The sequence below is a fragment of the Flavobacterium shii genome (genome assembly GCF_025847235.1).
GTDB classification, from domain to species: Bacteria; Bacteroidota; Bacteroidia; order Flavobacteriales; family Flavobacteriaceae; genus Flavobacterium; species Flavobacterium shii.
In genome coordinates this window covers 163593-186571 of the sequence record NZ_JAOZEW010000011.1, presented here as the reverse complement: position 1 = coordinate 186571, position 22979 = coordinate 163593, and the positions used below count along the sequence as shown (strand labels likewise).

26 protein-coding genes are annotated in these 22979 nt (G+C 32.1%); 21 read left to right on the top strand and 5 right to left on the bottom strand.

Annotation, left to right across the window (positions count from 1 at the left end; genetic code table 11):
* Positions 1–153 precede the first annotated feature (153 nt).
* Positions 154–876: a DUF4197 domain-containing protein gene (locus OIU83_RS12040; protein WP_264206503.1), complete on the top strand. Its 723-nt coding sequence runs from the start codon at positions 154–156 to the stop codon at positions 874–876.
* Positions 877–978: 102 nt separating this feature from the next.
* Positions 979–1833, top strand: coding sequence for a formyltetrahydrofolate deformylase (gene purU / locus OIU83_RS12035; protein WP_264206502.1), 855 nt, complete (start codon positions 979–981; stop codon positions 1831–1833).
* 232 nt (positions 1834–2065) lie between these two features.
* Here the strand turns inward: purU and OIU83_RS12030 are convergent, their stop codons facing one another.
* The 3 genes from OIU83_RS12030 to pyrF all read right to left on the bottom strand — a co-directional run bounded on the left by OIU83_RS12030 (position 2066) and on the right by pyrF (position 5680).
* Complete coding sequence (locus tag OIU83_RS12030; RefSeq protein ID WP_264206501.1) at positions 2066–3559, bottom strand: catalase; 1494 nt, start codon at positions 3557–3559, stop codon at positions 2066–2068.
* A 399-nt stretch (positions 3560–3958) separates the two neighbouring features.
* Positions 3959–4756, bottom strand: coding sequence for an ABC transporter substrate-binding protein (locus OIU83_RS12025; RefSeq protein ID WP_264206500.1), 798 nt, complete (start codon positions 4754–4756; stop codon positions 3959–3961).
* A 96-nt stretch (positions 4757–4852) separates the two neighbouring features.
* Positions 4853–5680, bottom strand: a complete 828-nt coding sequence (pyrF, locus tag OIU83_RS12020; RefSeq protein WP_264206499.1) for an orotidine-5'-phosphate decarboxylase — start codon at positions 5678–5680, stop codon at positions 4853–4855.
* Between the two features lie 156 nt (positions 5681–5836).
* Between pyrF and OIU83_RS12015 the strand changes: the two genes are divergently transcribed.
* The 10 genes from OIU83_RS12015 (at position 5837) to OIU83_RS11965 (ending at position 12239) form a co-directional block, all read left to right on the top strand.
* Positions 5837–6286, top strand: coding sequence for a Dps family protein (locus tag OIU83_RS12015; RefSeq protein WP_264206498.1), 450 nt, complete (start codon positions 5837–5839; stop codon positions 6284–6286).
* A gap of 487 nt (positions 6287–6773) precedes the next feature.
* Entirely contained in the window at positions 6774–7328 is a 555-nt protein-coding gene (locus tag OIU83_RS12005) for a helix-turn-helix domain-containing protein (RefSeq protein ID WP_264206497.1), read from the top strand.
* A gap of 10 nt (positions 7329–7338) precedes the next feature.
* Entirely contained in the window at positions 7339–7788 is a 450-nt protein-coding gene (locus OIU83_RS12000) for a response regulator (protein WP_264206496.1), read from the top strand.
* Between the two features lie 10 nt (positions 7789–7798).
* On the top strand, positions 7799–9583 hold the full coding sequence (locus OIU83_RS11995) for a sensor histidine kinase (RefSeq protein ID WP_264206495.1): 1785 nt from the start codon (positions 7799–7801) through the stop codon (positions 9581–9583).
* 142 nt (positions 9584–9725) lie between these two features.
* Positions 9726–10313, top strand: a complete 588-nt coding sequence (locus OIU83_RS11990; RefSeq protein ID WP_264206494.1) for a DUF4142 domain-containing protein — start codon at positions 9726–9728, stop codon at positions 10311–10313.
* A gap of 18 nt (positions 10314–10331) precedes the next feature.
* Complete coding sequence (locus OIU83_RS11985) at positions 10332–10979, top strand: porin family protein (protein ID WP_264206493.1); 648 nt, start codon at positions 10332–10334, stop codon at positions 10977–10979.
* A gap of 37 nt (positions 10980–11016) precedes the next feature.
* A complete protein-coding gene (locus OIU83_RS11980; RefSeq protein WP_264206492.1) occupies positions 11017–11169 on the top strand; it encodes a lmo0937 family membrane protein in 153 nt (50 codons plus the stop codon).
* A gap of 46 nt (positions 11170–11215) precedes the next feature.
* Positions 11216–11485, top strand: coding sequence for a YtxH domain-containing protein (locus tag OIU83_RS11975; protein WP_264206491.1), 270 nt, complete (start codon positions 11216–11218; stop codon positions 11483–11485).
* Between the two features lie 39 nt (positions 11486–11524).
* Entirely contained in the window at positions 11525–11875 is a 351-nt protein-coding gene (locus tag OIU83_RS11970) for a hypothetical protein (protein ID WP_264206490.1), read from the top strand.
* 34 nt (positions 11876–11909) lie between these two features.
* Positions 11910–12239, top strand: coding sequence for a hypothetical protein (locus OIU83_RS11965; protein WP_264206489.1), 330 nt, complete (start codon positions 11910–11912; stop codon positions 12237–12239).
* 360 nt (positions 12240–12599) lie between these two features.
* On the opposite strand, the gene prfA is transcribed toward OIU83_RS11965, so the two are convergent.
* Entirely contained in the window at positions 12600–13676 is a 1077-nt protein-coding gene (gene prfA / locus OIU83_RS11960; RefSeq protein WP_264206488.1) for a peptide chain release factor 1, read from the bottom strand.
* A 469-nt stretch (positions 13677–14145) separates the two neighbouring features.
* Between prfA and OIU83_RS11955 the strand changes: the two genes are divergently transcribed.
* The 3 genes from OIU83_RS11955 (at position 14146) to OIU83_RS11945 (ending at position 17547) form a co-directional block, all read left to right on the top strand.
* Entirely contained in the window at positions 14146–16365 is a 2220-nt protein-coding gene (locus OIU83_RS11955; protein ID WP_264206487.1) for a restriction endonuclease, read from the top strand.
* Between the two features lie 207 nt (positions 16366–16572).
* Complete coding sequence (locus OIU83_RS11950; protein WP_264206486.1) at positions 16573–16905, top strand: hypothetical protein; 333 nt, start codon at positions 16573–16575, stop codon at positions 16903–16905.
* Positions 16906–17301: 396 nt separating this feature from the next.
* Positions 17302–17547, top strand: coding sequence for a hypothetical protein (locus OIU83_RS11945; RefSeq protein WP_264206485.1), 246 nt, complete (start codon positions 17302–17304; stop codon positions 17545–17547).
* 109 nt (positions 17548–17656) lie between these two features.
* Here the strand turns inward: OIU83_RS11945 and OIU83_RS11940 are convergent, their stop codons facing one another.
* Positions 17657–17995, bottom strand: a complete 339-nt coding sequence (locus OIU83_RS11940; protein ID WP_264206484.1) for a hypothetical protein — start codon at positions 17993–17995, stop codon at positions 17657–17659.
* Between the two features lie 545 nt (positions 17996–18540).
* Between OIU83_RS11940 and OIU83_RS11935 the strand changes: the two genes are divergently transcribed.
* The 6 genes from OIU83_RS11935 to OIU83_RS11910 all read left to right on the top strand — a co-directional run bounded on the left by OIU83_RS11935 (position 18541) and on the right by OIU83_RS11910 (position 22933).
* Positions 18541–19614: a serine hydrolase domain-containing protein gene (locus OIU83_RS11935; RefSeq protein ID WP_264206483.1), complete on the top strand. Its 1074-nt coding sequence runs from the start codon at positions 18541–18543 to the stop codon at positions 19612–19614.
* A 34-nt stretch (positions 19615–19648) separates the two neighbouring features.
* The gene (locus OIU83_RS11930; RefSeq protein WP_264206482.1) at positions 19649–20077 is read left to right on the top strand and encodes a copper resistance protein NlpE; all 429 of its coding nucleotides are present in this window, start codon (positions 19649–19651) and stop codon (positions 20075–20077) included.
* 80 nt (positions 20078–20157) lie between these two features.
* A complete protein-coding gene (locus OIU83_RS11925) occupies positions 20158–20625 on the top strand; it encodes a DUF6934 family protein (RefSeq protein WP_264206481.1) in 468 nt (155 codons plus the stop codon).
* A gap of 1 nt (position 20626) precedes the next feature.
* Positions 20627–20785, top strand: coding sequence for a hypothetical protein (locus OIU83_RS11920; RefSeq protein WP_264206480.1), 159 nt, complete (start codon positions 20627–20629; stop codon positions 20783–20785).
* Between the two features lie 276 nt (positions 20786–21061).
* Positions 21062–21550 (top strand): hypothetical protein, encoded by a 489-nt coding sequence (locus OIU83_RS11915; protein WP_264206479.1) that lies wholly within the window; start codon positions 21062–21064, stop codon positions 21548–21550.
* A gap of 297 nt (positions 21551–21847) precedes the next feature.
* Positions 21848–22933, top strand: coding sequence for an acyltransferase family protein (locus OIU83_RS11910; protein WP_264206478.1), 1086 nt, complete (start codon positions 21848–21850; stop codon positions 22931–22933).
* The last annotated feature ends 46 nt before the right edge of the window (positions 22934–22979 follow it).

The following is a 22979-nucleotide window of genomic DNA, read 5'->3' as shown; positions in this document are numbered from 1 at the left end:
ATGGGAACGGCATCCCGCGCTTTTTTTGGCGCGGATATAGTGTACAGCGGGACAAATGTTTGTTATAAAACAAAATCTTTCTGCTCCCGAAATAAAATTGTGGCTTTATTTTTGAATAAGTAGTATTTTTGAAACTTATAAAACATCCTTTTAATGAAAAAGATTTTACTCTTAACGTTGGCATTTTCAATTACAGCTAGTGCACAAATACAAATACCAAAAACTTTAAAATTACCTCAACTATCATCGAAAATAGCAAGTCTTGGCGGCGTTGATATAGCAGCGGGTTTAAAAGAAGCTTTGGATAAAGGAATCTCGAAACAAGTAACTAAACTAACTGCCGAAGATGGTTTTTACAGAAACGAAGCCGTAAAAATCTTAATGCCTGCCGAATTACAAAAAGTAGACGCTACTTTAAGAAGAATTGGTCTTTCGTCTCTTGCCGATGAAGGTATTAAGGTATTGAATCGTGCTGCCGAAGATGCAGTAAAGGAGTCAACTCCAATATTTGTTTCGGCTGTAAAAAACATGTCTTTTACCGATGCCAAAACTATCTTGTTGGGTAATGAAAGTGCCGCTACAAGTTACTTACAATCTAGTACTACAACTGCTTTGTACAGTAAATTTAATCCCGTTATTAAAGAATCATTCAGTAAGGTAGGTGCCGATGTAGTCTGGTCGAACATTATTGCAAAATACAACAGTATTCCGCTTGTTAAGAAAGTAAATCCCGACTTAACCGATTATACTACAAACCAAGCTTTGGCTGGTGTTTTTAAAATGATCGCTGTTGAAGAAAAAAGCATCAGAACGGACATAAGTGCCCGAACTTCTCCTTTATTAAAAAGCGTTTTTGCTTTGCAGGATAAGAAGTAATTTTTTGATTGTGTAACTGTTTAATCGTTTCGTTGTTTAATCGATTAAACATTAAAAGCGAATAAACAACGAAACGATTAACCGATTAACCAAAAAACTAAAATGCAAAAAATAACTTTTCTTATTCACTGCAAAGACCAAAAAGGTATTATTGCTGCTGTGACTAATTTTATACTGAAGGTGGAAGGAAACATTACCTATATTGACCAACATGTTGATATAGAACAAAATGTATTTTTTATGCGATTGGAATGTGAATTAACCAATCCTGGTATTGGAATAGAAGCTATAAAAACTGATTTTAGCCAGACTATTGCAACCAATTTCCAAATGTCTTGGGATTTATACAATCAGGAGCAAAAGCCAAAAATGGCTTTATTTGTCTCTAAATATGATCATTGCCTGTTTGACATTTTAGGTCGTTATAGTGCAGATGAATTGGGTGTTGAAATTCCGGTAATTATTAGTAATCATAATGATTTAAGATCGATTGCCGAACGTTTTGATATTCCGTTTCACTGTGTTCCGTTTACAAAAGATAATAAGGAAGAAGGCGAAAAACAACAAATTGCATTGCTGAAAAAATATGAGATTAACTTTATCGTTTTGGCGCGTTATATGCAAATTATCACTCCTGGCTTGATTTCGCTTTACGAAAATAAAATCATCAATATCCATCATTCTTTTTTACCCGCATTTCCTGGAGCAAAACCATATCATTCGGCTTTTAAAAGAGGGGTGAAAATTATCGGGGCAACGAGTCATTATGTAACTGAGGAACTAGACGAAGGTCCGATTATCGAGCAGGATATTGCACGTGTTTCGCATATTCATTCTGTAGATGATTTTATTATGAAAGGACGAGATCTAGAACGCATCGTTCTGGCAAGAGCCATAAAATTGCATGCGGAACGTAAGACAATGGTTTATAGTAATAAAACGGTTGTGTTTTCTTAAGGGTTTTAACTGCAGATTTAACCGCAAAGTGCGCAAAGATTTACGCAAAGATCGCAAAGATATTCGCAAAGCTTCATTCTTAGAACCTTTATCACTTAGTACCTCGGTACCTTTAAAACAAAACCCGACGGATTTTAAAAATCTGTCGGGTTTTTATTTAAAATCAAAGATTAAGCGTTCCTTAAAGCTCTTTGAACCTTTGTAGCTCTGAACCTTTGTAACTTAAAGAAACTTATTTAACTTCTATCAATAATCTAGGATCACTAAAATTGTTTACTTCATCCATTGTCAATCCTAATGCATTTGCAACGCCTTCTCCATAAGCTGGATCGGCTTTAAAGCAATTACGAATGTGTCGTACCTGTATAAACTTTTGCGCTCCTCCTACTTGTGCCGCAGTATTCTTGAATAAGAATTGCTTCTTATCATCGGTCATTAAGCGGAATAGTTTTCCTGGTTGGGAGAAATAATCGTTATCATCTTCTCTAAAATTAGAAGCATAAGCATCTCCATGAATTGATAATGGTGGTTCTTTGTACTCTGGTTGCTCTTGCCATTTTCCGAAGCTATTAGGCTCATAATGTTTTTTGCTTCCGTAATTTCCGTCTACACGCATTGCACCATCTCTGTGAAAACTATTCACAGGACATTTGGCTGCATTTACAGGTATCTGAGCATTATTAACTCCTAAACGATAACGGTGTGCATCTCCATAAGAAAATAAACGGGCTTGTAGCATTTTATCAGGAGAGTATCCTATTCCCGGAACAATATTAGCAGGATTAAAAGCGGCTTGCTCTACTTCGGCAAAATAGTTGTCTGGGTTTCTATTTAATTCAAACTCTCCAACAGGGATAAGTGGAAAATCTCCTTTTAACCAAACTTTAGTTAAATCGAATGGATGGTATTTGTATGTTTTAGCTTGTTCTTCGGTCATTATCTGTACAGACAATTTCCATTTTGGAAAATCTTTTCTTTCGATAGCTTCAAATAAATCTCTTTGATGGCTTTCTCTGTCAGCTCCAACTAGTTTTGCAGCTTCTTCATCGGATAGGTTCTCAATACCTTGTTGGGTTACAAAGTGGAATTTAACCCAGTGTCTTTCATTTTTATCATTGATAAAGCTAAAAGTATGACTTCCAAATCCGTGCATCTGACGGTATGATTTAGGAATACCTCTATCGCTCATTACAATTGTTACCTGATGTAATGCTTCGGGAAGTAATGTCCAGAAATCCCAATTGTTATCGGCACTTCTTAAATTGGTTTGTGGATCACGTTTTACGGCGTGATTTAAATCAGGAAATTTCATCGGGTCACGAAAAAAGAATACTGGAGTATTGTTTCCTACTAAATCCCAATTCCCTTGATTGGTGTAAAACTTCATTGCAAAACCACGAATATCTCTTTCTGCATCGGCTGCACCTCTTTCTCCGGCAACGGTAGAAAAACGAACAAACATATCAGTTTTTTTTCCAATCTCAGAGAAGATATCTGCTTTTGTATATTTAGTAATATCATGAGTTACGGTAAATGTCCCGTAGGCTGCAGATCCTTTGGCGTGCATTCGGCGTTCGGGGATTACCTCTCGATCAAAGTGTGCCATTTTTTCTAAAAACCAAAAATCCTGCAATAAAACCGGACCTCTTGGTCCTGCAGTCATTATGTTTTGATTGTCTGGTACAGGCGTTCCTGTTGCCGTGGTAAGTTTGTCATTCGATTCCATAAGTAACAATTTTAATGATTTAATTCAAAGGTAACGTACTTGTGTCTATAAACAAAATTGATTGTTTTTATATTCTAATAACTATAAACTATTAATAAAAGTTTAAATTACTACATTTTTAGTATACCTAAAAGTAATCAAAAAAAAGTTAACTTATGTACAACAAAGTAATAACAAAACCTTAACAGCATAACATTTAGTTATACCTGATCTTTGCAATGTAATAAACTGGTTATTTATTATTTTGGTTTTGGTTAGTTAAATGATTGCCGGCATCTGTTAGATGTCGGCTTTTTTTTGCCTTATTCTTTCCTACATTTTTAAGAATGATAAAGCAATGCTTCCTATTAAAGCTTTAAAGAGTCATTTATTTAAGTTCAAGTTCTTTATAAAAATAGATTATTGTAAGCGCTCATGCATTTGTTTAAAATAAGGAAATGCTTTTAGCAATCGTGTTCCATACCAAGAGAACATTTCGCCATCGACAAAAACAGTTTTGGCATGATGCGTAAATCTACCTATCTCAAATGCATCTTCTTCTTTAAAGGGATATGGTTCTGATGACAATAAAACAAGATCGGGATCACCTTCCAAACGCATTTTTTTAAGTTCTACTTCGGGATAACGTCCTTTATCAAGGTATATATTTGTGAAATGATTAAGTTTCAATAGCTCATTGATATAATTATCTGAACCTGCAACCATAAAAGGATTTTTCCAGATAAAATAAGCTGCTTTTTTAAATGGCTTGTCTTTTATATAAGTTTTAAAATCTTGTAATCCGAAAGTCAGCTTGTCATTCCATTTTTGAGATTCGGTACGACAATTAAACAATTGACCAAAATCGGTAATCATTTGGAAATTATCTTCGACAGTAAGGATATTGGTTACCCAAACCGGACATATCTCTGATAGTTTTTCGACAATTTCTTTTGTATTTTCTTCTTTATTACAAATGATAATATCTGGATTCAATAAACGAATTTTCTCATAATGCACTTTCTTAGTTCCGCCAACCATTTTTTTGGTAGATTTAAAATGATACGGATGAACACAAAACTTGGTAATTCCGACGATTCTATCCTCCAATCCCAAATCATAAAGCAATTCGGTTTGTGAAGGAACAAGAGAAACAATCCTTTTTGGAGCCGTTTCAAAAGAATGTGAAGTACCTATTTGGTCTATTAAGGTTTTCATTTGTTGATTTTTTTACCGCAAAGAACACAAAGATTTACGCTAAGTTCGCTAAGCTTTGTGTTCTTTGCGGTTAATTTTTTTAAGCGTGCAGCAACTTTAAACTTTAAACGTTGAACTCATAATCTCTTCCATTTCCTGTTGCACCTTCAAAGCTTCCTCTCTTGCTTTATCGGCAAAATCTTTTTCTTTGGAAGCATAAATAATAGCACGTGATGAATTAATAAGCAATCCTACTTTATCATTCATTCCGTATTTACACACTTCGGATAAACTTCCGCCTTGAGCGCCAACTCCTGGAACCAATAAAAAACTATCTGGAACGATCTTACGGATTTCCGAAAAATATTCGGCTTTGGTAGCTCCGACTACATACATAAGATTTTCACTGTTTTTCCAAGTCTTAGAAGTTTCAAGAACTTGCTTGTATAATTCGGTACCATTGGTAATTAAAGTCTGAAAATCAAATGCCCCTTCATTGGATGTTAAGGCCAACATTATAGTATGTTTATTTTGGAACGCTAAGAATGGTTCTACAGAATCTTTGCCCATATAAGGAGCAACTGTTACGCTATCAAAATTTAAATCTTCAAAAAAAGCTTTTGCATACATACTCGATGTGTTACCAATATCACCACGTTTGGCATCGGCAATTGTAAAAATACGAGGATGATTTTCATTGATATAATTAATGGTCTTTTGCAGCGACAACCATCCTTTTATCCCATATGCTTCATAAAAAGCTGTATTGGGTTTATAGGCAATCGCCAGGTCATGCGTGGCATCGATTATTGCTTTGTTAAATTCAAATATTGGGTCTTCTGTTTCCAAAAGATGCTGTGGAATTTTGGTTAAATCAACATCTAAACCGATGCATAAAAATGATTTTTTTCGTGTAATTTGTTCGTGTAGTTGTTGTGTTGTCATATTGTAATTTGCTAGTGCGGCAAAATTACAAATAATATTATTGGTATTCGAATTTCCCCAAACATTGAGTTTCTATAAAATCGAATTATAATTATGTAACAACTTGCACTGTTGTTAATCCTAAATTTGAAAAACAGCATTAAAGAAAAGAAACACATGAAACCAAATATAGGAATTGCTCCAAAAGATTTAAAGAAAAGTGCCGATATCTTAACCTCGATTTTATCGAATGAAATGATTTTATATGTAAAAACAAGAAAGTTTCACTGGAATATTTCGGGAAATAGTTTTATGGAGTTACATAAATTATTTGAAGATCAATATGGTATTTTAGAAACAATTATTGATGAAGTAGCAGAAAGAATTAATCAGCTTGGCGAAAAAACTATCGGCACCATGACTGAGTTCATAGGAAACTCTACCTTAAAGGAATTTCCTAATATGTATCCGTCACAGAAAGAAATGCTAAGCGAATTACTACAAAATCACGAGCAAGTTATTATCGAATTCAGAAAATATATTCCAATTTTCGAAAATGAAAATAATGATATAGGTTCTGCCGATTTTATCACCGGATTACTGGAACAACACGAAAAAATGTCCTAGATATTAAGACGTTATTTAAGTTAGTTTTTTACTAAAGTAGGAATTATACAATAAATTAAATAAAGTCACATAATACCCAAACAACAAACTGCACCTTTGCTAAACTATTAATATAAAGTATATCATTATGAATATTACAGAAGTTAAAGGAAACTGAAATGAGTTAAAAGGAAAGTTGAAACAAAAATGTGCTACATTAACAGATGATAATCTAATGTTTTCTGAAGGAAAAGGAGATGAAGTGATCGGAAGACTTCAGCAAAATTAGGAAAATCAAAAGAAAGTACATCAAATCATTTCTGATTTGTAAATCTTTTTGACTCTGTTATAATACCGTCTAATTATTAAATTAGGCGGTATTTTTTTTGTTAAAAATCAAGAAAAAAATTCTGATATGCATGCACTTAAACTCCCCTTGATTTTATTGCCATCTATTATATTATTTTCCAAAATTATTTTATTTATCTTTAGCAATATATTTTATACAATGAAGTTATTTATTAAGTTTGATATCAATACCGTTTGCTCCCTTTTTCTAAAAGAGAAGCTAGGGGAACGACAAGTAAATTATACACCGTTGGGTTTTGGAGAAATTGAATTAGATAAAAACCTAACTGCGGAAGAATTGGAGAGTATGAAGAATGATTTAGAACCTTTGGGTTTAGAAATTGTAGAGAACCAGAAAAGTGTTTTAGTACAAAAAATAAAAGATGCCATAATAGAGATGGTCTTTATGGATGAAAATGGGAACAATTTAAAAAGTTCTGTATATTTAGCTGAAAAATTAAACCACAGTTACGGATACTTATCGAATATTTTTTCGGAAGTAACCTACTCTTCTATTGAAAACTTCATAATTTTGCAAAAAATTGAACGAGCCAAACAACTCATTATCATAAATGAACTGAGCTTAACCGAAATTGCATTTTTACTTAATTACTCCAGTGTTGCACATTTGAGTACACAATTTAAAAATACGACAGGAATCACTCCTTCGGCATTTCAAAGAATTATAAAAAAACGACGCGAAAATTTAAAATAACACATTATAAATGCAAAAAAGCGCATTACATATTTTACTGGCTGATGACGATGAAGATGATCGCCTTTTTTTCAAAGATGCTTTTGAAGAAGTGAAAATACAAACCAAAGTACAATTTGCTCATGACGGTATGGAATTGATGGAGCACTTAATGCACCCTGATACAATATTACCGGATATTTTATTTCTGGATTTAAATATGCCAAAGAAAACGGGTAAAGAATGCTTAATCGAAATAAAGAAAACAGATCATTTAAAACACCTGATAATTGCAATTTATTCCACCTCATCATCGGAGGAAGATATTGAAGACACCTTTATACAAGGTGCAAATATCTATATAAAAAAACCAAGCAATTTTAATGCTCTTAAAAAAATAATTAATGAAGTTGTAACTTTAAACTGGCATTATCACACTTCTGGATTGAATCGTGATACCTTTTTGTTACGCTTAAAATAAATAAAACCAAATGAAATTGATTCCCAATTTTAATTCCCCACGTGCGTTGAGGATTATTTTTGCAATATCGATATTTATTTTATTATTTATTTCATCGGTATCTTATAAGCACAATCGTGATATGCAGAATTCGAGCAAATCAATGATGCATACCTATGAAATAAATATTCAACTAGAACGCTTACTTTCTTTTGTAAAAGATGCCGAAACCGGCCAAAGGGGCTATATAATAACCCAAAATAGCCGCTTTCTTGCGCCTTATCTTTTTTCCAGAGATAAAGTAAACAGGTCTTTTATTGCCCTTAAGAAATTAATGGCCGACAATCCAAAACAACAAAAGAATCTTAAAAACCTATTTGATTTAATTATCCAACGCTATACCTATCTGGAAGGTTCTCTAAAATATAGCAACGAGAAAACCTACGATAAAAGAAAGCTAGACAATTGCATGTTTGGCGGTAGAATTGTTATGGAAAACATTCGGTTTCAAATTGATGAAATGAATGATGTAGAAAAAGATATCTTACAAAAAAGACAAAAAATTTACCAAAGTGAGATTTCTCTAACTCCTCTCTTCTCCATATCCTTATTTCTTGTAGCACTTACACTTATTTTACTTTCGTACCGACAAATAAGCAATGATATCGATCGATTAAGAGTATCCAATAAAAAACTTTTAATCTCGACTAAACTTATGGCAGAGTCAGAAGTTATTGGTGCTTTTAGTACCTGGCAATGGGATCTGGATACTAATAAAATGGTTTACTCCGATAATCAATTTCGATTATTAGGTTACCCGCCTAATGCGTTTGTCCCAGAAAAAGATACTTTTTTAAACTTTGTACATCCCGGAGATAAAAGAACCTTCTCTAACCTAATGCAAGGCATTATAGACAACAAGCAACTTCCTATTATCTATTACAAGGTTATTCGAAAAAATGGAGAAATAAGACATTTTAAGTCCATTGGAAAACTTTTAATAGATGAACAAGGAAGCAAAATAATACTCGGAATTACATTTGACATTACCGAAGAGCATTTTCAAAACATTGCAATCTACGAGCGTAACAAGGAACTAGAAAAAAGCAATAAAGAGCTAGCCTCCTTTAACCATGTTGCAAGTCACGATCTACAGGAACCACTTCGTAAGATCCAAACCTTTATTTCCAGAATTTCCGATAAGGACAAAGATTCATTATCCGAAAGCGGAAAAGAATACATTACTAAGATTGGTACATCTGCCAAAAGAATGCGTATTTTAATTGATGATTTATTATTGTTCTCCAGAACAAATACGACAAAGAAAGAATTCTTAAAGACGAATCTAAATGATTTACTTAAAAAAGCCGAACAGGAACTATCCGAAATTCTTCTGGAGAAAGATGCAACGATAACTTCTGAAATGCTCCCAAAACTAAAGGTTATTCCATATCAAATAGAGCAATTATTTATTAACCTAATCAGTAATTCTTTAAAATACAGCCAACCTAATGTCTTACCGGAGATTACTATTTCCTGTACTAAAGTTGCCGCTGCAGCATTCCCGAATTTACTGGAGCAATCTATAAAAAAATATTACAAAATCACATTCACCGATAACGGAATGGGATTTGACCCACAATTTAAAGAAACTATTTTTGTCTTATTCCAGCGTTTACATTCCAAAACCGAATATCCCGGAACAGGAATAGGACTAGCCATTTGTAAAAAAATTGTTGAAAACCACAATGGAAGTATCATTGCAGATAGCACACCAAACAAAGGCTCTATTTTTACCATTTTCCTTCCCGAATAATTTCAAAAAAACAACAATAATCATCGTTATATAATTCATATTATGGGAATTATATAACGATTCTTTTTTATGCTGTAAGGTATTATTCGTGTATGAGTTGCAACTTTGTAATATAAACTTTTATAAAGTGAAAATAAACTCTATGTTCCCCTCTAGATTATTGCTTATAAAAGCAACTTTTGCAATTGCAATTATGACTACCATGTCATCTTGCAAAAAAAATGAAGTCCTTGAAAAAACCTCAAATAATGGAGTTTTCTCCAAAGATGATTCAGAAGAAATTGATGCTTATTTCCTAATAGCTACAGCTAATATTAGTAAAGCTATAATCTCTAAAAGTCAAATTGCACAACAAAAATGTCAAGATGAAAAATTAAAACAATTAAGCAGTGAAATAGAGTCTAATCAAAATGAGTTTCTGCAAGAAATAACAAAAATGGCTAATAAAAAACTTATCATTATCACCAATGATGAGATTGATGCCAATAACGATTTGTATACACTTATCGATGCAACCAAAGCCACCTTTGATATAGCATATATTAATTTAATTATAGAATCTATAGAAGACCAGATCGAATTATTAAAATCAATATCCAAAGAAACAAAAGATACAGACATCTTAAAATTTGCAGTTAAGTATTTGCCTAAGCAATATGAATTTTTACAAGAATCGAAAGCATTAAAAAGCAATTTTATAATAAAAAGCCATAAAACAATTAAATTCTAAGCACTAAAATTTTAAGTTATGAAAAGCAAAAATCAATTATTATACGCAGCAACGTTTTTTATTGCAACCTCTTTCGGATTATTAAGAGCACAGAGTATCACTAATGCAGAATTTGGAATAAAAGGAGGCGCAAATATGTCCAACTTATATTCTGGTAATGTCGATGATAAAAATGCCTTATACGGTTTTAATGCTGGTGTTTATGCCGCATTTCCTATTGCAGACAATATTTTCATTCAACCCGAGATATTATATACTACAAAAGGAGCCGAACTTAAATACAACAACGCTTTTGTAAACGGAACAGGTCGTTTTAGACTGGATTATATCGAAGTTCCATTATTGGTAAGAATCAATGTAACAAAAAACTTTAATGTCCATTTTGGTGGATATGCAGCTTATCTGGTTGATGGAAAAGTAACCAACGAAACCAATAACGGGTCATTTAATTTTGAAGACAATATAAACACCGATGACTTTAACAAGTTTGATGCAGGTATAGCTGCCGGCGTTGGAGTAGATTTTGATCCATTAAGCATTGGACTCCGATACAATTATGGATTAACAACCGTAGGAAAAGAACGTAGTTTCTTAGGAACCACCTATACCTTTCCAGACTCAAAAAACAGTAATTTAAGTTTATACGTTGCGTATAAGCTTAATTAAAAATCCCTCTTATTATTAACCCTTAAATATATATGCCATGTCAAATTTATTATATACAGTAGCTGTTATTTTAGTCATTTTATGGGCACTGGGTTTCTTTGTTTATAGTTTAGGAAGCATCATTCACATCTTATTGGTTATTGCGGTTATCGCCGTACTGTTCCGACTAATTAAAGGCAAAGAAGTTTAAAACAAGTCAAGTTCAATTACATTATTAAACATTAAATACAAATATTATGAAAACGCGTAACACCATTTTAGGAATTGTTGGAGCAGCAGCTGCCGGAGCATTATTAGGAGTATTATTTGCACCAGATAAAGGATCAAAAACCAGAAAAAAAATAGCCGATAAAAGCAAAGACTACAAAGAGGATATTAAAGGTAAAATCGATCATATCGCAAGTACGATTTCTGCAAATGGTAAAGATCTTATCAATCAGGGAAAATCAAAATTGAATCATGCCAAAGCCGAAGTTAGTGACGGAATCGAACATGTAACTAACTAAGAAGAATTGTGATTTATTTTAATAATCAAACACAAGCAGATGGAAACTAAAACGACAACAACCGATACACTTTTTGATAAAGCCGAAAATTATACTAAAACAAGTTTCGAATTATTCAAACTTAAATCTGTATCACTATCCGCAGATGTTCTTTCTACATTAACATCACAAATAATTGTAGCTGTTGTTGTTGCTTTTTTTAGTTTATTCTTCAATATTGGGCTTAGTTTATTAATTGGAAGGCTTCTGGGAGAATATTACTATGGCTTCTTCGTATTGGCATTTGCCTATCTGATACTTGCAATCTTGTTGTATAAATACCAGAGCAAGTGGATCAAGAAACCAGTAGGAAATATCATTATTTCGCTTTTATTAAAAAGCCGAAATTAGAGCAACCCCAGATTAATCCTAAAACCAATTTCTTATGAATACTAATAACGCTACCGACGATTTAAATCAAAGGATTCTACAGCTAAAAAATCAGCAAGAAGCAGAATGGATTGATTTAAAAGATAAATTTCATCATATTCAGGACAATTTAAAACCTCTGAATCTTATAAAAAATACTTTAGGCGAAATCAATGAAACTATAGACATAAAAGGTAATTTATTCAAATCTATCTTTAGTATCGCCGCTGGATATCTATCCAAAAAGATTTTGGCAAGAAGCACACATAACAAAACAACAGGATTCTTTGGGACGATGTTTCAATTAATTGTTACAAATTTCATTTCCAGAAAAACTGCTACCTAAGAGTAAAAGTGTTATAATTTAGTCCGTTAACCCATCCACCTAAATAACAATATTATGGAAAAATTAAGCCAAATAATATTAAAAAAGGGTGTCTACGTATATTCCTTTTTTTACAAATCATTTGAATTCACGAGAGTATTTCTCGGTATATAACTTTAATTATACGTTTGTCAAGAGACGATTAATCGAGTTAATACCCTCACTATATTTTTTTTTAACAAGGATAAGGCGCTATCCCGAAACTTCGGGACTGAGACGCTAAGAAAAAGCGTCATACAGATATACCTTGACCTTAATCTAAAAAAAAGAGCCTGTTTCACTAATGAAACAGGCTCTTTTAATATATTAGAAACTTTAAAGTTAAAATACTTCGCTAGCTTCTTTTAATTTCTCAGTATTGTTTACCAATTGTAACTCATCTACAATTTTCTGGATATCACCATTCATGATATTACCCAAATCATATAAAGTAAGACCAACACGGTGATCTGTTACACGTCCTTGAGCGTAGTTGTAAGTACGAATCTTAGCCGAACGGTCACCAGAACTTACTTGCGAAGTACGCTTAGTAGCATCCTCTGCCTCTTTCTTAGCCAATTCTTGTTCGTACAAACGAGAACGTAAAACGCCTAATGCTTTATCTTTATTCTTGTGTTGCGATTTTTGATCCTGACATTGCGCCACCAAACCAGTTGGAATATGCGTTAAACGCACCGCCGATTTAGTAGTATTAACCGATTGTCCACCAGGCCCAGACGAACAGAAAAAGTCTACACGTACGTCGTTCATATCAATCTGTACATCAAACTCTTCGGCTTCAGGAAGCACCATAACCGTAGCTGCCGATGTATGCACACGACCTTGCGTTTCAGTCTGAGGAACACGTTGTACACGGTGTACACCAGCTTCAAACTTAAGCGTACCGTAAACATCCTCGCCAGTAACCTCAAAGATAACCTCTTTAAAACCACCCGAAGTACCCTCGTTCATATCTACAACCGAAGTTCTCCAACCACGGTTCTCACAATATTTAGTATACATACGGAAAAGATCTCCAGCAAAAATACTTGCCTCATCTCCACCCGTACCAGCACGAATCTCTACCATTACGTTTTTGGCATCTTCGGGATCCTTAGGAATCAACATAAACTTGATTTCATCCTCTAGTTCCGGTAATCTGTCCTTGGCTTCGTCCAATTGCATTTTGGCCATTTCGGTCATATCGGCATCGCTACCATCTGCAATTATTTCATTAGCCTCGTCTATATTTGCCATCAAAAGCACGTATTCGTCGCGTTTTTCCGCCAATGCTTTTAGGTTCTTGTACTCTTGATTCAATTGCACATAACGTTTCTGATCCGCAATAACATCCGGTTGGATGATTAAATCCGAAATCTCGTCGAAACGTTGTTTTACTATTTGAAGTCTATCTAACATTTTATAAATCCTTTATTTGGACTGCAAAATTACAAAATTTTTGTTTAAAATTCTATCATTAAAGTTCTGAGTTTTTTAGCCACAATTTCACAACAAAATTTAACCCAATTATACCCTTTTTTAGGAGCTTTTTCCTGCTCCCGAAGCCTCGGGACGTTACAATCTTTTGTTCCGCCAAAGCTTCACAAAAGGATTTCTCCCGACACTTCGGGGCTATCAGGGCTAAGATATTTGTAATAAATAAGAGGATTTACGGTTTTCAGTAAAATGATTGGATTAAAAGAATATAATTTTGGGAAATATTTTAAATTAAATTCTTTTTATTAGTATTATCGTTGTTAATTTATATATTTGAAAAACATTAATATGAAGCAACGATTCGCCAATTTATCTAAAAAAGACATATACACGAATATTGTTTTACATATATACAGTTGTACAAGATTTGGAAATAGGAAAGAAAAAAGTAATGAGTGAAAAACTAAATGATAAATCATATTTATTCGCTAATCCTGAGTCTGAAATGTCGCCTCCTGCTGATTCGAGAATTAGCGAGTTACCTATCAATAAATTATCTTGGGATGATTTTGAAAGACTTTGTCTCAGGCTGGTCGAAGAATATCATTCAATTGATAAATGCGAAATCTATGGTGTTTCTGGCAGTAAACAAGAAGGAATTGATATTTTCGCTTCCAAAGACTCCAACAAATATGAGTGCTTCCAATGCAAAAGATATCAAACCATATCACCAGGAAAGCTTGATGAAATAGTTCAAGAGTTTAAGAATGGGAGTTGGTGTTCAAAAAGTGACAAGTTTTTTTTATGCACAAGTCTAGCGTTAAATTCAACAGGATTACAAGATAAATTCAATACCCTAAAATCAGACCTAAAAAAGGTCGAAATAGATTTTATTAAATGGGATAGTATCCAAATCAATAGAATTCTTAAAAAACATCCTATCATAGTTCGCAATTTCTTTGGGGATGAATGGTGTAGATTGTTTTGCGGTACAACCTATGGGGACTCTAATAAATTGGCAATAGAAAATATAACTAAAGAATTGGCTGAAATAAAGAAACTACTAACAGCAGGGCAAAACAATGAGAAGCTAAATTCAATTATAGAAGAGGTTTATGATAAAGAATATTATTGGATTGAGTCTGAAAAAGTAATAGTATTCAATAAAGCGCTTGAAGAATACAATGCTACTATTACTGACAAAAGAGAGAAGTTTATTTTCAGCCAAAATATTATTCAGTCAATTTTTGACTTATCAGAATTAAATAAAATTGTTGATGACTGGCATAAAAATTCATGGTCACTTGAAAATCTAGATCATTTGCGAATTATTCATAGCGGATTATTAGCTTATAGTTGTTTAGATAAAATTCCAAAAGATATTTTAATGGATCTAAAACTATTAAATTGGTGTCCTATTCATCATGGTTATTTCTCTGGTCATCTAGTTAAGTTTATTAGAGAAATAAAGGTCTCAATGAATTTAAAATTAGATTTAATCGAAACATATAGTTCGGATAGATATTTTTTTGAAAACCTTACCCGAATAATTAATTCATTGAAGAAATATTTAGAGTATAATGTAAATGATCTTTATGTTGAAAAACCGAAGGCTTCTATTCTTAGAAATTTGCCTAAAAAGTTTGTATTGGTTACAACTTCCAACGAACTTACATTGAGAAATCCTAAGAACTTAAATCAAGTATATGCAAAACTACCATTAGACAAACAATTAAAAGTATCCAAGATTGAAGTAGTCAGAACACTAGATTCAACAGTTATCGTAGGTGTCAATGCTCGAGATTGTTTTTATTGGAATCCTGAAAAAGATTTAATGGCACATTTCTTTTATCATGCTTCAGAAAAAGAGAGAATCAATGACGTATTTTGTAAAATTAAAAATGACGGCAAAATTGAAACCATAGTACAAATTGGAATAAAAATATTGGTTTTCAATGAATTTCATCATTTAAAAAGTCATTACATGGAACTCTACCTCAAGTTGACAGCTTATAAAAATAGTTTTGTGGGAATAGAAAATAATTATACACATAACAGCGAGACACTAGTCTACCAAATAAATGAAGATTTTCAAATTTTTCCCATAATAACTATTGAATCAATAAGAACTAGCGTTAAGGATTTCAAGGGAATTAAAGAATGGATATACTCCGTTAAATCAAATGAAGAGTTATCTTTTTTAAGTGAATTACAGGATATTCAAAGGATTTATTATAATAGTAAAGAATTAATTTTACTAAGAGGTTCCATGAACAGAACTGGAGTTTTTTTACTAATCCGTTTAATAAAAAGTGGGTTCGAAATTTTAAATATTCACCATCTAAAGGAATCTGTTTCTATTGCTCTGGATTATATTGACGATGGTATCAACTTAAATCTTTTTTGCGCCTATTTGGATTTATGTAGAAGAGATAGTGTATTTGAGTATATTAAAATTCATAACTTTAAAATTGTTGAATCTAAAACAATAACCAGATATCGCAAAAACGATAACTGTCGTGACATTGAAAATATTTCAGTAGGTGAGAATGGTCTTATTTACCTGAATGAGATAGGCGATAAAATTCTTGTCTATTCACTCGATAAAGAAGAATTTGAGGAATTTAGTTTCGAAGAAGAAAGAATCCATTTCATTAAATATTGCAATTAGAACGCCCCGCTCGTGAGCACAAGCCATCTCAATAACCAAATATAAAAAACTATGAGTGCACGAGCGGGACGTTTTAGCTAACCGAAAATCTATCCTGATCATGCACCTCTAACCAAAAAACACACTAAAAACAACAATGGCAAAAGAAAAACTAAACAAACTATCACTGGAAATTGAAAATATTTCGAATAATTTTGAACTTAACCTTTGACAGGCTATTTAAAATTACTTAGAGAAGATTTTGATATTAATGAAATAAAAACACCTAAACAATACTTAGAAACTATTGACAAAATTACTGAAATACTTCGTGAAACTAGACTTTTATTTCTCTATTCAGTTTTTAATAAAGTTTGCACAGAAGAAGACAAACTTTATTATTTTGACACTCCATATCAAGCCAATATGAGTTATAGTGCTTTAATAAAAAAAGGAAAAAGTTTTTACCTTTTAGACGAAGACGGAGATTATAGCGAAATATTTACAAGTGAATCTTTTGTGCAATTTATTGATGATCAGTATTGGGAATTATACGAATAATAAATATAATTCGACACCCAGATGACGCGGATATATCTTCAATGTTCAATAGCACAGGTTGAAAATCCGTGCCCGCAACCGTGAGAAACAATACAATATAAAATAACTGAATATCTAACTTTTAAAATTTTATAACTATGAGCAATCAAAGATCACCCAACGGACCAAGTACAACAGGAAACCCATCAGGACCAGGAAGAGGAAACAACCCTCCAAGTTCCCCTTCTAGACCCTCTGCACCAAAACCTTCTAAATAGCCTCTGCTCTGCGAAGCTTTTCTTTTTAAATGTTGGAATCACTGTGCGAAGTCTTCGTACTTTATACTCATCTACGCTATCGGAATGCAAAATCGAGCATTCACAAAACAACAAATATGATAATAATAAATATATACTTATGAACTCAGCAGAAAAAGCTATTGAAGAAGATAGAGAATATGAATTAGCAAAAAAATGGTTAACAGAAAATGGGATTTTTAAACGTTTTGAAAAAGATACAAGAGACAGTAAATCCCTCGACTCAACCATTGTTAAAACAATTAACGTAATTACATTTCAAAAAAATAACAGTTCGGAAATCCAAACAAATGAAGGTGAAGATATAAAAGAATTAATTATTAACATGTATAGATCTGAATATTAAAAAAAATACACCCCGCTCTCCGAAATATTCCAACTATCACGATCGTTGTGCGAAGTCTTCGGACTTCGTACAACATTCTAAATTTTAATGATTTGCCTTTCAATAATATTTATTCTGCATCAGTCTTCAAATGAATCTTATGCAAATCATCCAATAATTCCATTTCTTCCTCTGGTAATAGCTGTAAAGCGATTTCAAGCAAAGTCATTACATTAATATCAGTAACTGTTGTTAAACTTGACAAATTTCGGGCATCTTCATTTAGCAAAATAATACTTGCTTTAAGCAAATCCGAAACCATTAGATTTAGCTCGTTATAACAAGATACTTTTAGTGTTACGCTAAACGAATTATCAGTAGTATTTGCTAGTTTTAGTTTTTTGAAATATTCTACTTTATTCATTGATTCTAATAATTCTGTGGCTGATTCTTTATGTTGTATTTCCATTATTGAATTTTAATTGATTGCTTTCTTGTTTTTTATAGAGACGAAATTACAAGAACCAGATTACTTTTAAGTGATTGTATACAATCGGTTGTATTCAACTGAAATTTATAACTATGTTCTTAATAGTGAACTATTGAATAAAAAAACTACAAGAAAATATTTTTGTAGCTTTTTAACATTTATAAAGAGAAAAAATCAATCTTTGTAGGTAATCACATTTTGTAAAAAATCAATGAAAAAAATCATAGGAATCATTTTAGGATTGTTAATAATTACAATCTGCTATACGAAAAGTTCCTTATGAAAAGCTACGCGAAGTCAGAGACATTTGCCAGCGGGCAGCGGAGTCTCTAAACTTCGTAGAGCATCCAGATTAGAATCTAAAATAATTATCAACATAACACCAAAACTAAACATTGAAAACAAACAGTTTGTTAATCCTAATTTTTCTATTATTTGCAAAACATTTAAATGCTCAAAATAAAATTGTGGAAATTTTCCTTATACATTAGAAGAATAAACAAACAGACCATAAAACCAACCAAATGAAAAAACTATTATTCTTACTTACTTTTTTTACTTTCATCAATTTCACTTACTCACAAACTGACAAAGTTGATATTGTAATAAAAGACCTAATGCAAAAAAATAAAATTATTGGTTTACAATTAGCTGTAGTTAAAAACAATAAAATTATTAAAACTAGTTATTATGGTTTAGCGAGTATTCAAGATTCAATTGCTGTTGATAGCAAAACTGTTTTTAGCATAAATTCTATGACCAAAGCTTTTACGGGTGTTGCCATTATGCAATTGGTAGAAAATGGTAAATTAAAACTAGAAGATCCTATTTCAAAATATGTAGATAGCCTTCCTAATACTTGGCGCAACATTACAGTAAAACAAATAGCAACACATACCTCGGGACTTCCTGATATTTGGGAAAGACCAGAGCATATGTTATCTGAAGACAGTAAAATATTATTCAAAAAGATAAAAGAATTACCAGTTGTTTTTCAGCCTGGAGAAGATTTAAAATACAATCAAACCAATTACATTCTGCTCGGAATGATTATCGAAAAAATAAACGGAAAATCTTTTGAAAAATTCCTTAAAGAAAGTCAATTCGAAAAAGTTGGAATGAAAAATACCAGTAAAGCTGGTTTAGGAGATTTTTATAAAATAGTAAATCATGCCGCCAGACCTTATTCTTATTTTAGAAATGGTAGCTTAACCAATGTTTACGAAGTAATTCCTACCAATTTGTATCCAGCAGCAAGCATATACTCAACAGCTACAGAAATTGCACAATGGGTTATTGCTCTACAAAACAATACGTTGCTTAAAGCCGAAACGTTAAAAACACTTTGGACACCAACGCTATTGAACAATGGAAAAAAGCCTGGAGAAGCCGACTCGACTTATGGAACTGCGATTGGTTTTGATACCAATTCAAGACTCAAAAATCCTGTAATTACTGCCTTAGGCGGTGCTAGAAATGCTTTATATATTTATCCGAAAGATAATGTTTCGATAGTGATTTTAACCAATTTACAAGGCGGACATCCTCAACGTTTTATAGAAGATATAGCAAATTTATATCTAACAGAGAAAAAGTAATAACTGAAACCTAAAAAACCATAAAACCAAACCAATGAAACTATTAATTACAACCTTACTTTTAATTTCCAACTTAACTTTATTTGCACAATCTAATGCATTTGTGGGCGATTATAATCGTACACTTACAGAAGAAGGAAAACATAACATCGAATATAAATTAACCTTAAATCAAGACGGGACATTTGTATTTCATTCGTATTCGAAAATTAAAGGAGGAAATCCTCCAGAAGTAAATAAATACGGAAAAGGAAAATGGACTTCAAAAGACAATGTAATTACTTTTTTATCAAATAAAAAAGAAGACTTTGATGATAAATACACCTTAGATTTTAATAATTCGAAAGCTAGATTTGTAACCAAAAATCCAAAAGATAAAACAGATCAAGTAATAAAAACAAAACTTACGTTTTTAGAGTCAGGAATATTCTGGATGCAAAGACTTGATATTTTTAAAGCGTAGATTATATAATCGAAACTAAATAATTTTGTAAGTAAATACTTATAAAAAATAATGTATTTTCGCGATACTAATTTTTAATAATGAATATTCCAAAATATGATTTGCTCACAAACACTGATTCAACTCTTTTTAGATTTGAAAGTATTGGAACTAGTGGCGAAATATCTAAAGGCATTGCTTATACAAAGACAAAAAAAAAGACATTATACAATTTAGGTTTTGGAGATTTAATTTTTGACCCAGCCCAAAATAGATATATCATTGATGATTTAGCTGTAAGCGATAATGGAGATAGAAATGTAGTTCTAGCTACAGTTGCCAAATCTGCTTATACATTTTCAGAAATATATCCAGACAGAAATATTTTTATTAGAGGTAGTACTAAAGCAAGAACACGATTATACAGAAGAGCTATATCGCTAAATCTTAAAGAATTGTCTGAAACATTTCATATCTTTGGTGCAATGGAAGATGAAAATGGAGATGTTTTTGACGTTCCTTTTGATTCAAACGGTGATTTTTACGGATTTATTATTAAAAGAAAATAGTATGAAAACACTAATTAAAAATACTGCAGTTGTTAAAAAAGCAAAAGTAAATTCTACAGTAAAAATAGATGTAGAATTAGATAAAATAAAAAATATAAAATTTACATCAAATAAACCTGAAGAAATAAGTAAAGTTGAATTTAAATTAAGTTTCAAATAAATTGTTCTGCCATAAAAAACTATGCATATTACAAATAAATTAAACCGCTGCAAGAGTGTTCTTGTAGCGGTTTTTATTTATGAATTTTATTTAATCCGCTGCTCCTACACAGTAAGCGAATACTCAATATCAAAAAGCTACAGGAAAATAATTCCTGTAACTTTTTTATAAATAGAAAATATTCACAAAACCGCTATTTTTTTTAGAAAGCTTACATGCTAATTTTTAGCACTTTAGTTAAGTAAAAAAAAATTAACCAACTAAAAAATTACAAATATGTCAGAACAAATTCCAAACGACTTTGCATCTCTTCAAACATTTATAACAAAAATCCATAAAGAATATGAAGTATGGTATGCTAAGGCATGCCGATTAAATTATAGAATATGGTATTCATTACAACTTTTATCTTTATTGAGTGGTTTTATTACTTCCATCTTTGTAGCATTTCAAACCCAAGAAACCTGGACATTTACAACACGAATTATTAGCATTTTAATTCCTTTAATAGGCTCATTAGCTGCAACGTTTATTTTGCAATTTAAAGTCTTTGAAACTTGGAAACTTAGAGAAGAAGGAAGAATTTCATTTCAAAATTTAGTTAATTTCAGCAACAGTCAGATTTTAAAATGTAAGACCCAAGAAGATTTTCAAAAATTATTTGAAGAAATAACACTAAAAACAAATCAAATTGAAAACGAACAGTCAAATAAATTTTTCTCTTTATATGGTAGTAATTTTATTGCTTCATTTACAACAAAATAAAAATATAAGATAAAACGATAGTCTTCAATAATACTATTTTTGATTTTAGGAATATTATTTCGGGTTGCCATGATTTTTTAGTTCACTGGCATAGAAAACCAAAAAATAATCATTAAAAAACTTCGCAACTTCACGAGAACAAATAAATCCTTCGAACCTTAGCGTCTTCGAGGCAAAACCACCGTTCATAACTCCTGATGATTTCTCTTTAATATCAACTTGTAAATTCTTAATTTACCCGCTCGTAAACCCAATCCAATTCATAAACCGTACTATTGAAATGCGATATCTATAAACATGATAAAAACCGAAACTTTAAAACCAAAACAACATTTTGAAATCCTTGACGGCTTAAGAGGAATTGCCGCTGTGGCGATTGTAATTTTTCATTTTATGGAAATAGTTTATCCTCCCAACGAAAACTTCATCGCACACGGATTTTTAGCAGTCGACTTTTTCTTTTGTCTCTCTGGTTTTGTTATTGCCTACGCCTATCATGATCGAATTGATAAAATGAGAATCACTGACTTTTTTAAATTAAGGCTAATCAGGTTACATCCCTTGGTTATTTTTGGTTCCGTATTAGGATTATTGGCTTTTCTTTTTGATCCATTTGGTGGTCAATCTGGGACCTACGAAACAGGTAAACTGATTCTGATATTCTTGGCTTCTATATTTCTGATTCCTTTTCCAGTAATGGCAGATCGTTATTTTAACCTCTTTGGTTTAAATGCGCCAGGATGGTCTTTGTTCTGGGAATACGTTGCTAATATTCTTTATGCGCTTTTCCTTTATAAACTGAGTCGCCGATCCCTCTTTTTATTAACTGTTTTTGCTGCAGCAGGAATCTGTTTTGTTAGTCACCGCGCGGGAGGTTCCCTAATGGGTGGATGGAGCGGAGAAAATTTTTGGGATGGTTGTGCTCGTATTTCCTATTCTTTCTTAGCAGGAATGCTAATTTATCGTTCTAATTGGATTATAAAGTCAAAACTAGGCTTTATTGGTTTATCAGTATTACTGCTTTTAGCTTTCTTAGTTCCTTTTTCCAATTGGAACTGGCTTACAGAACCTATAGTTGTATTGTTATATTTCCCCTTATTGATTGTATTAGGAGCTGGAGCAACTCTAGCATCAGGATTCAAAAAACTATGCGTCTTCCTCGGAAATATATCGTATCCGCTATACATGACGCATTACGCTGTGATGTGGATATTTGCAAACTATTACACCAAGTATAAGCCAGAAACAAGTCAACTTACTTTTATTATAATTATAGGAACAATTCTTCTAGTAGGTATCGCCTATCTTACAATGATTTCCTATGATATTCCTGTTCGAAAATATCTTACAGATAGGAGAAAGAAGGTTAGCCATTCAAAATAAATATCACTTGCTGGGCGAAGTCTCCCGACTTCGTACACATTCCAAT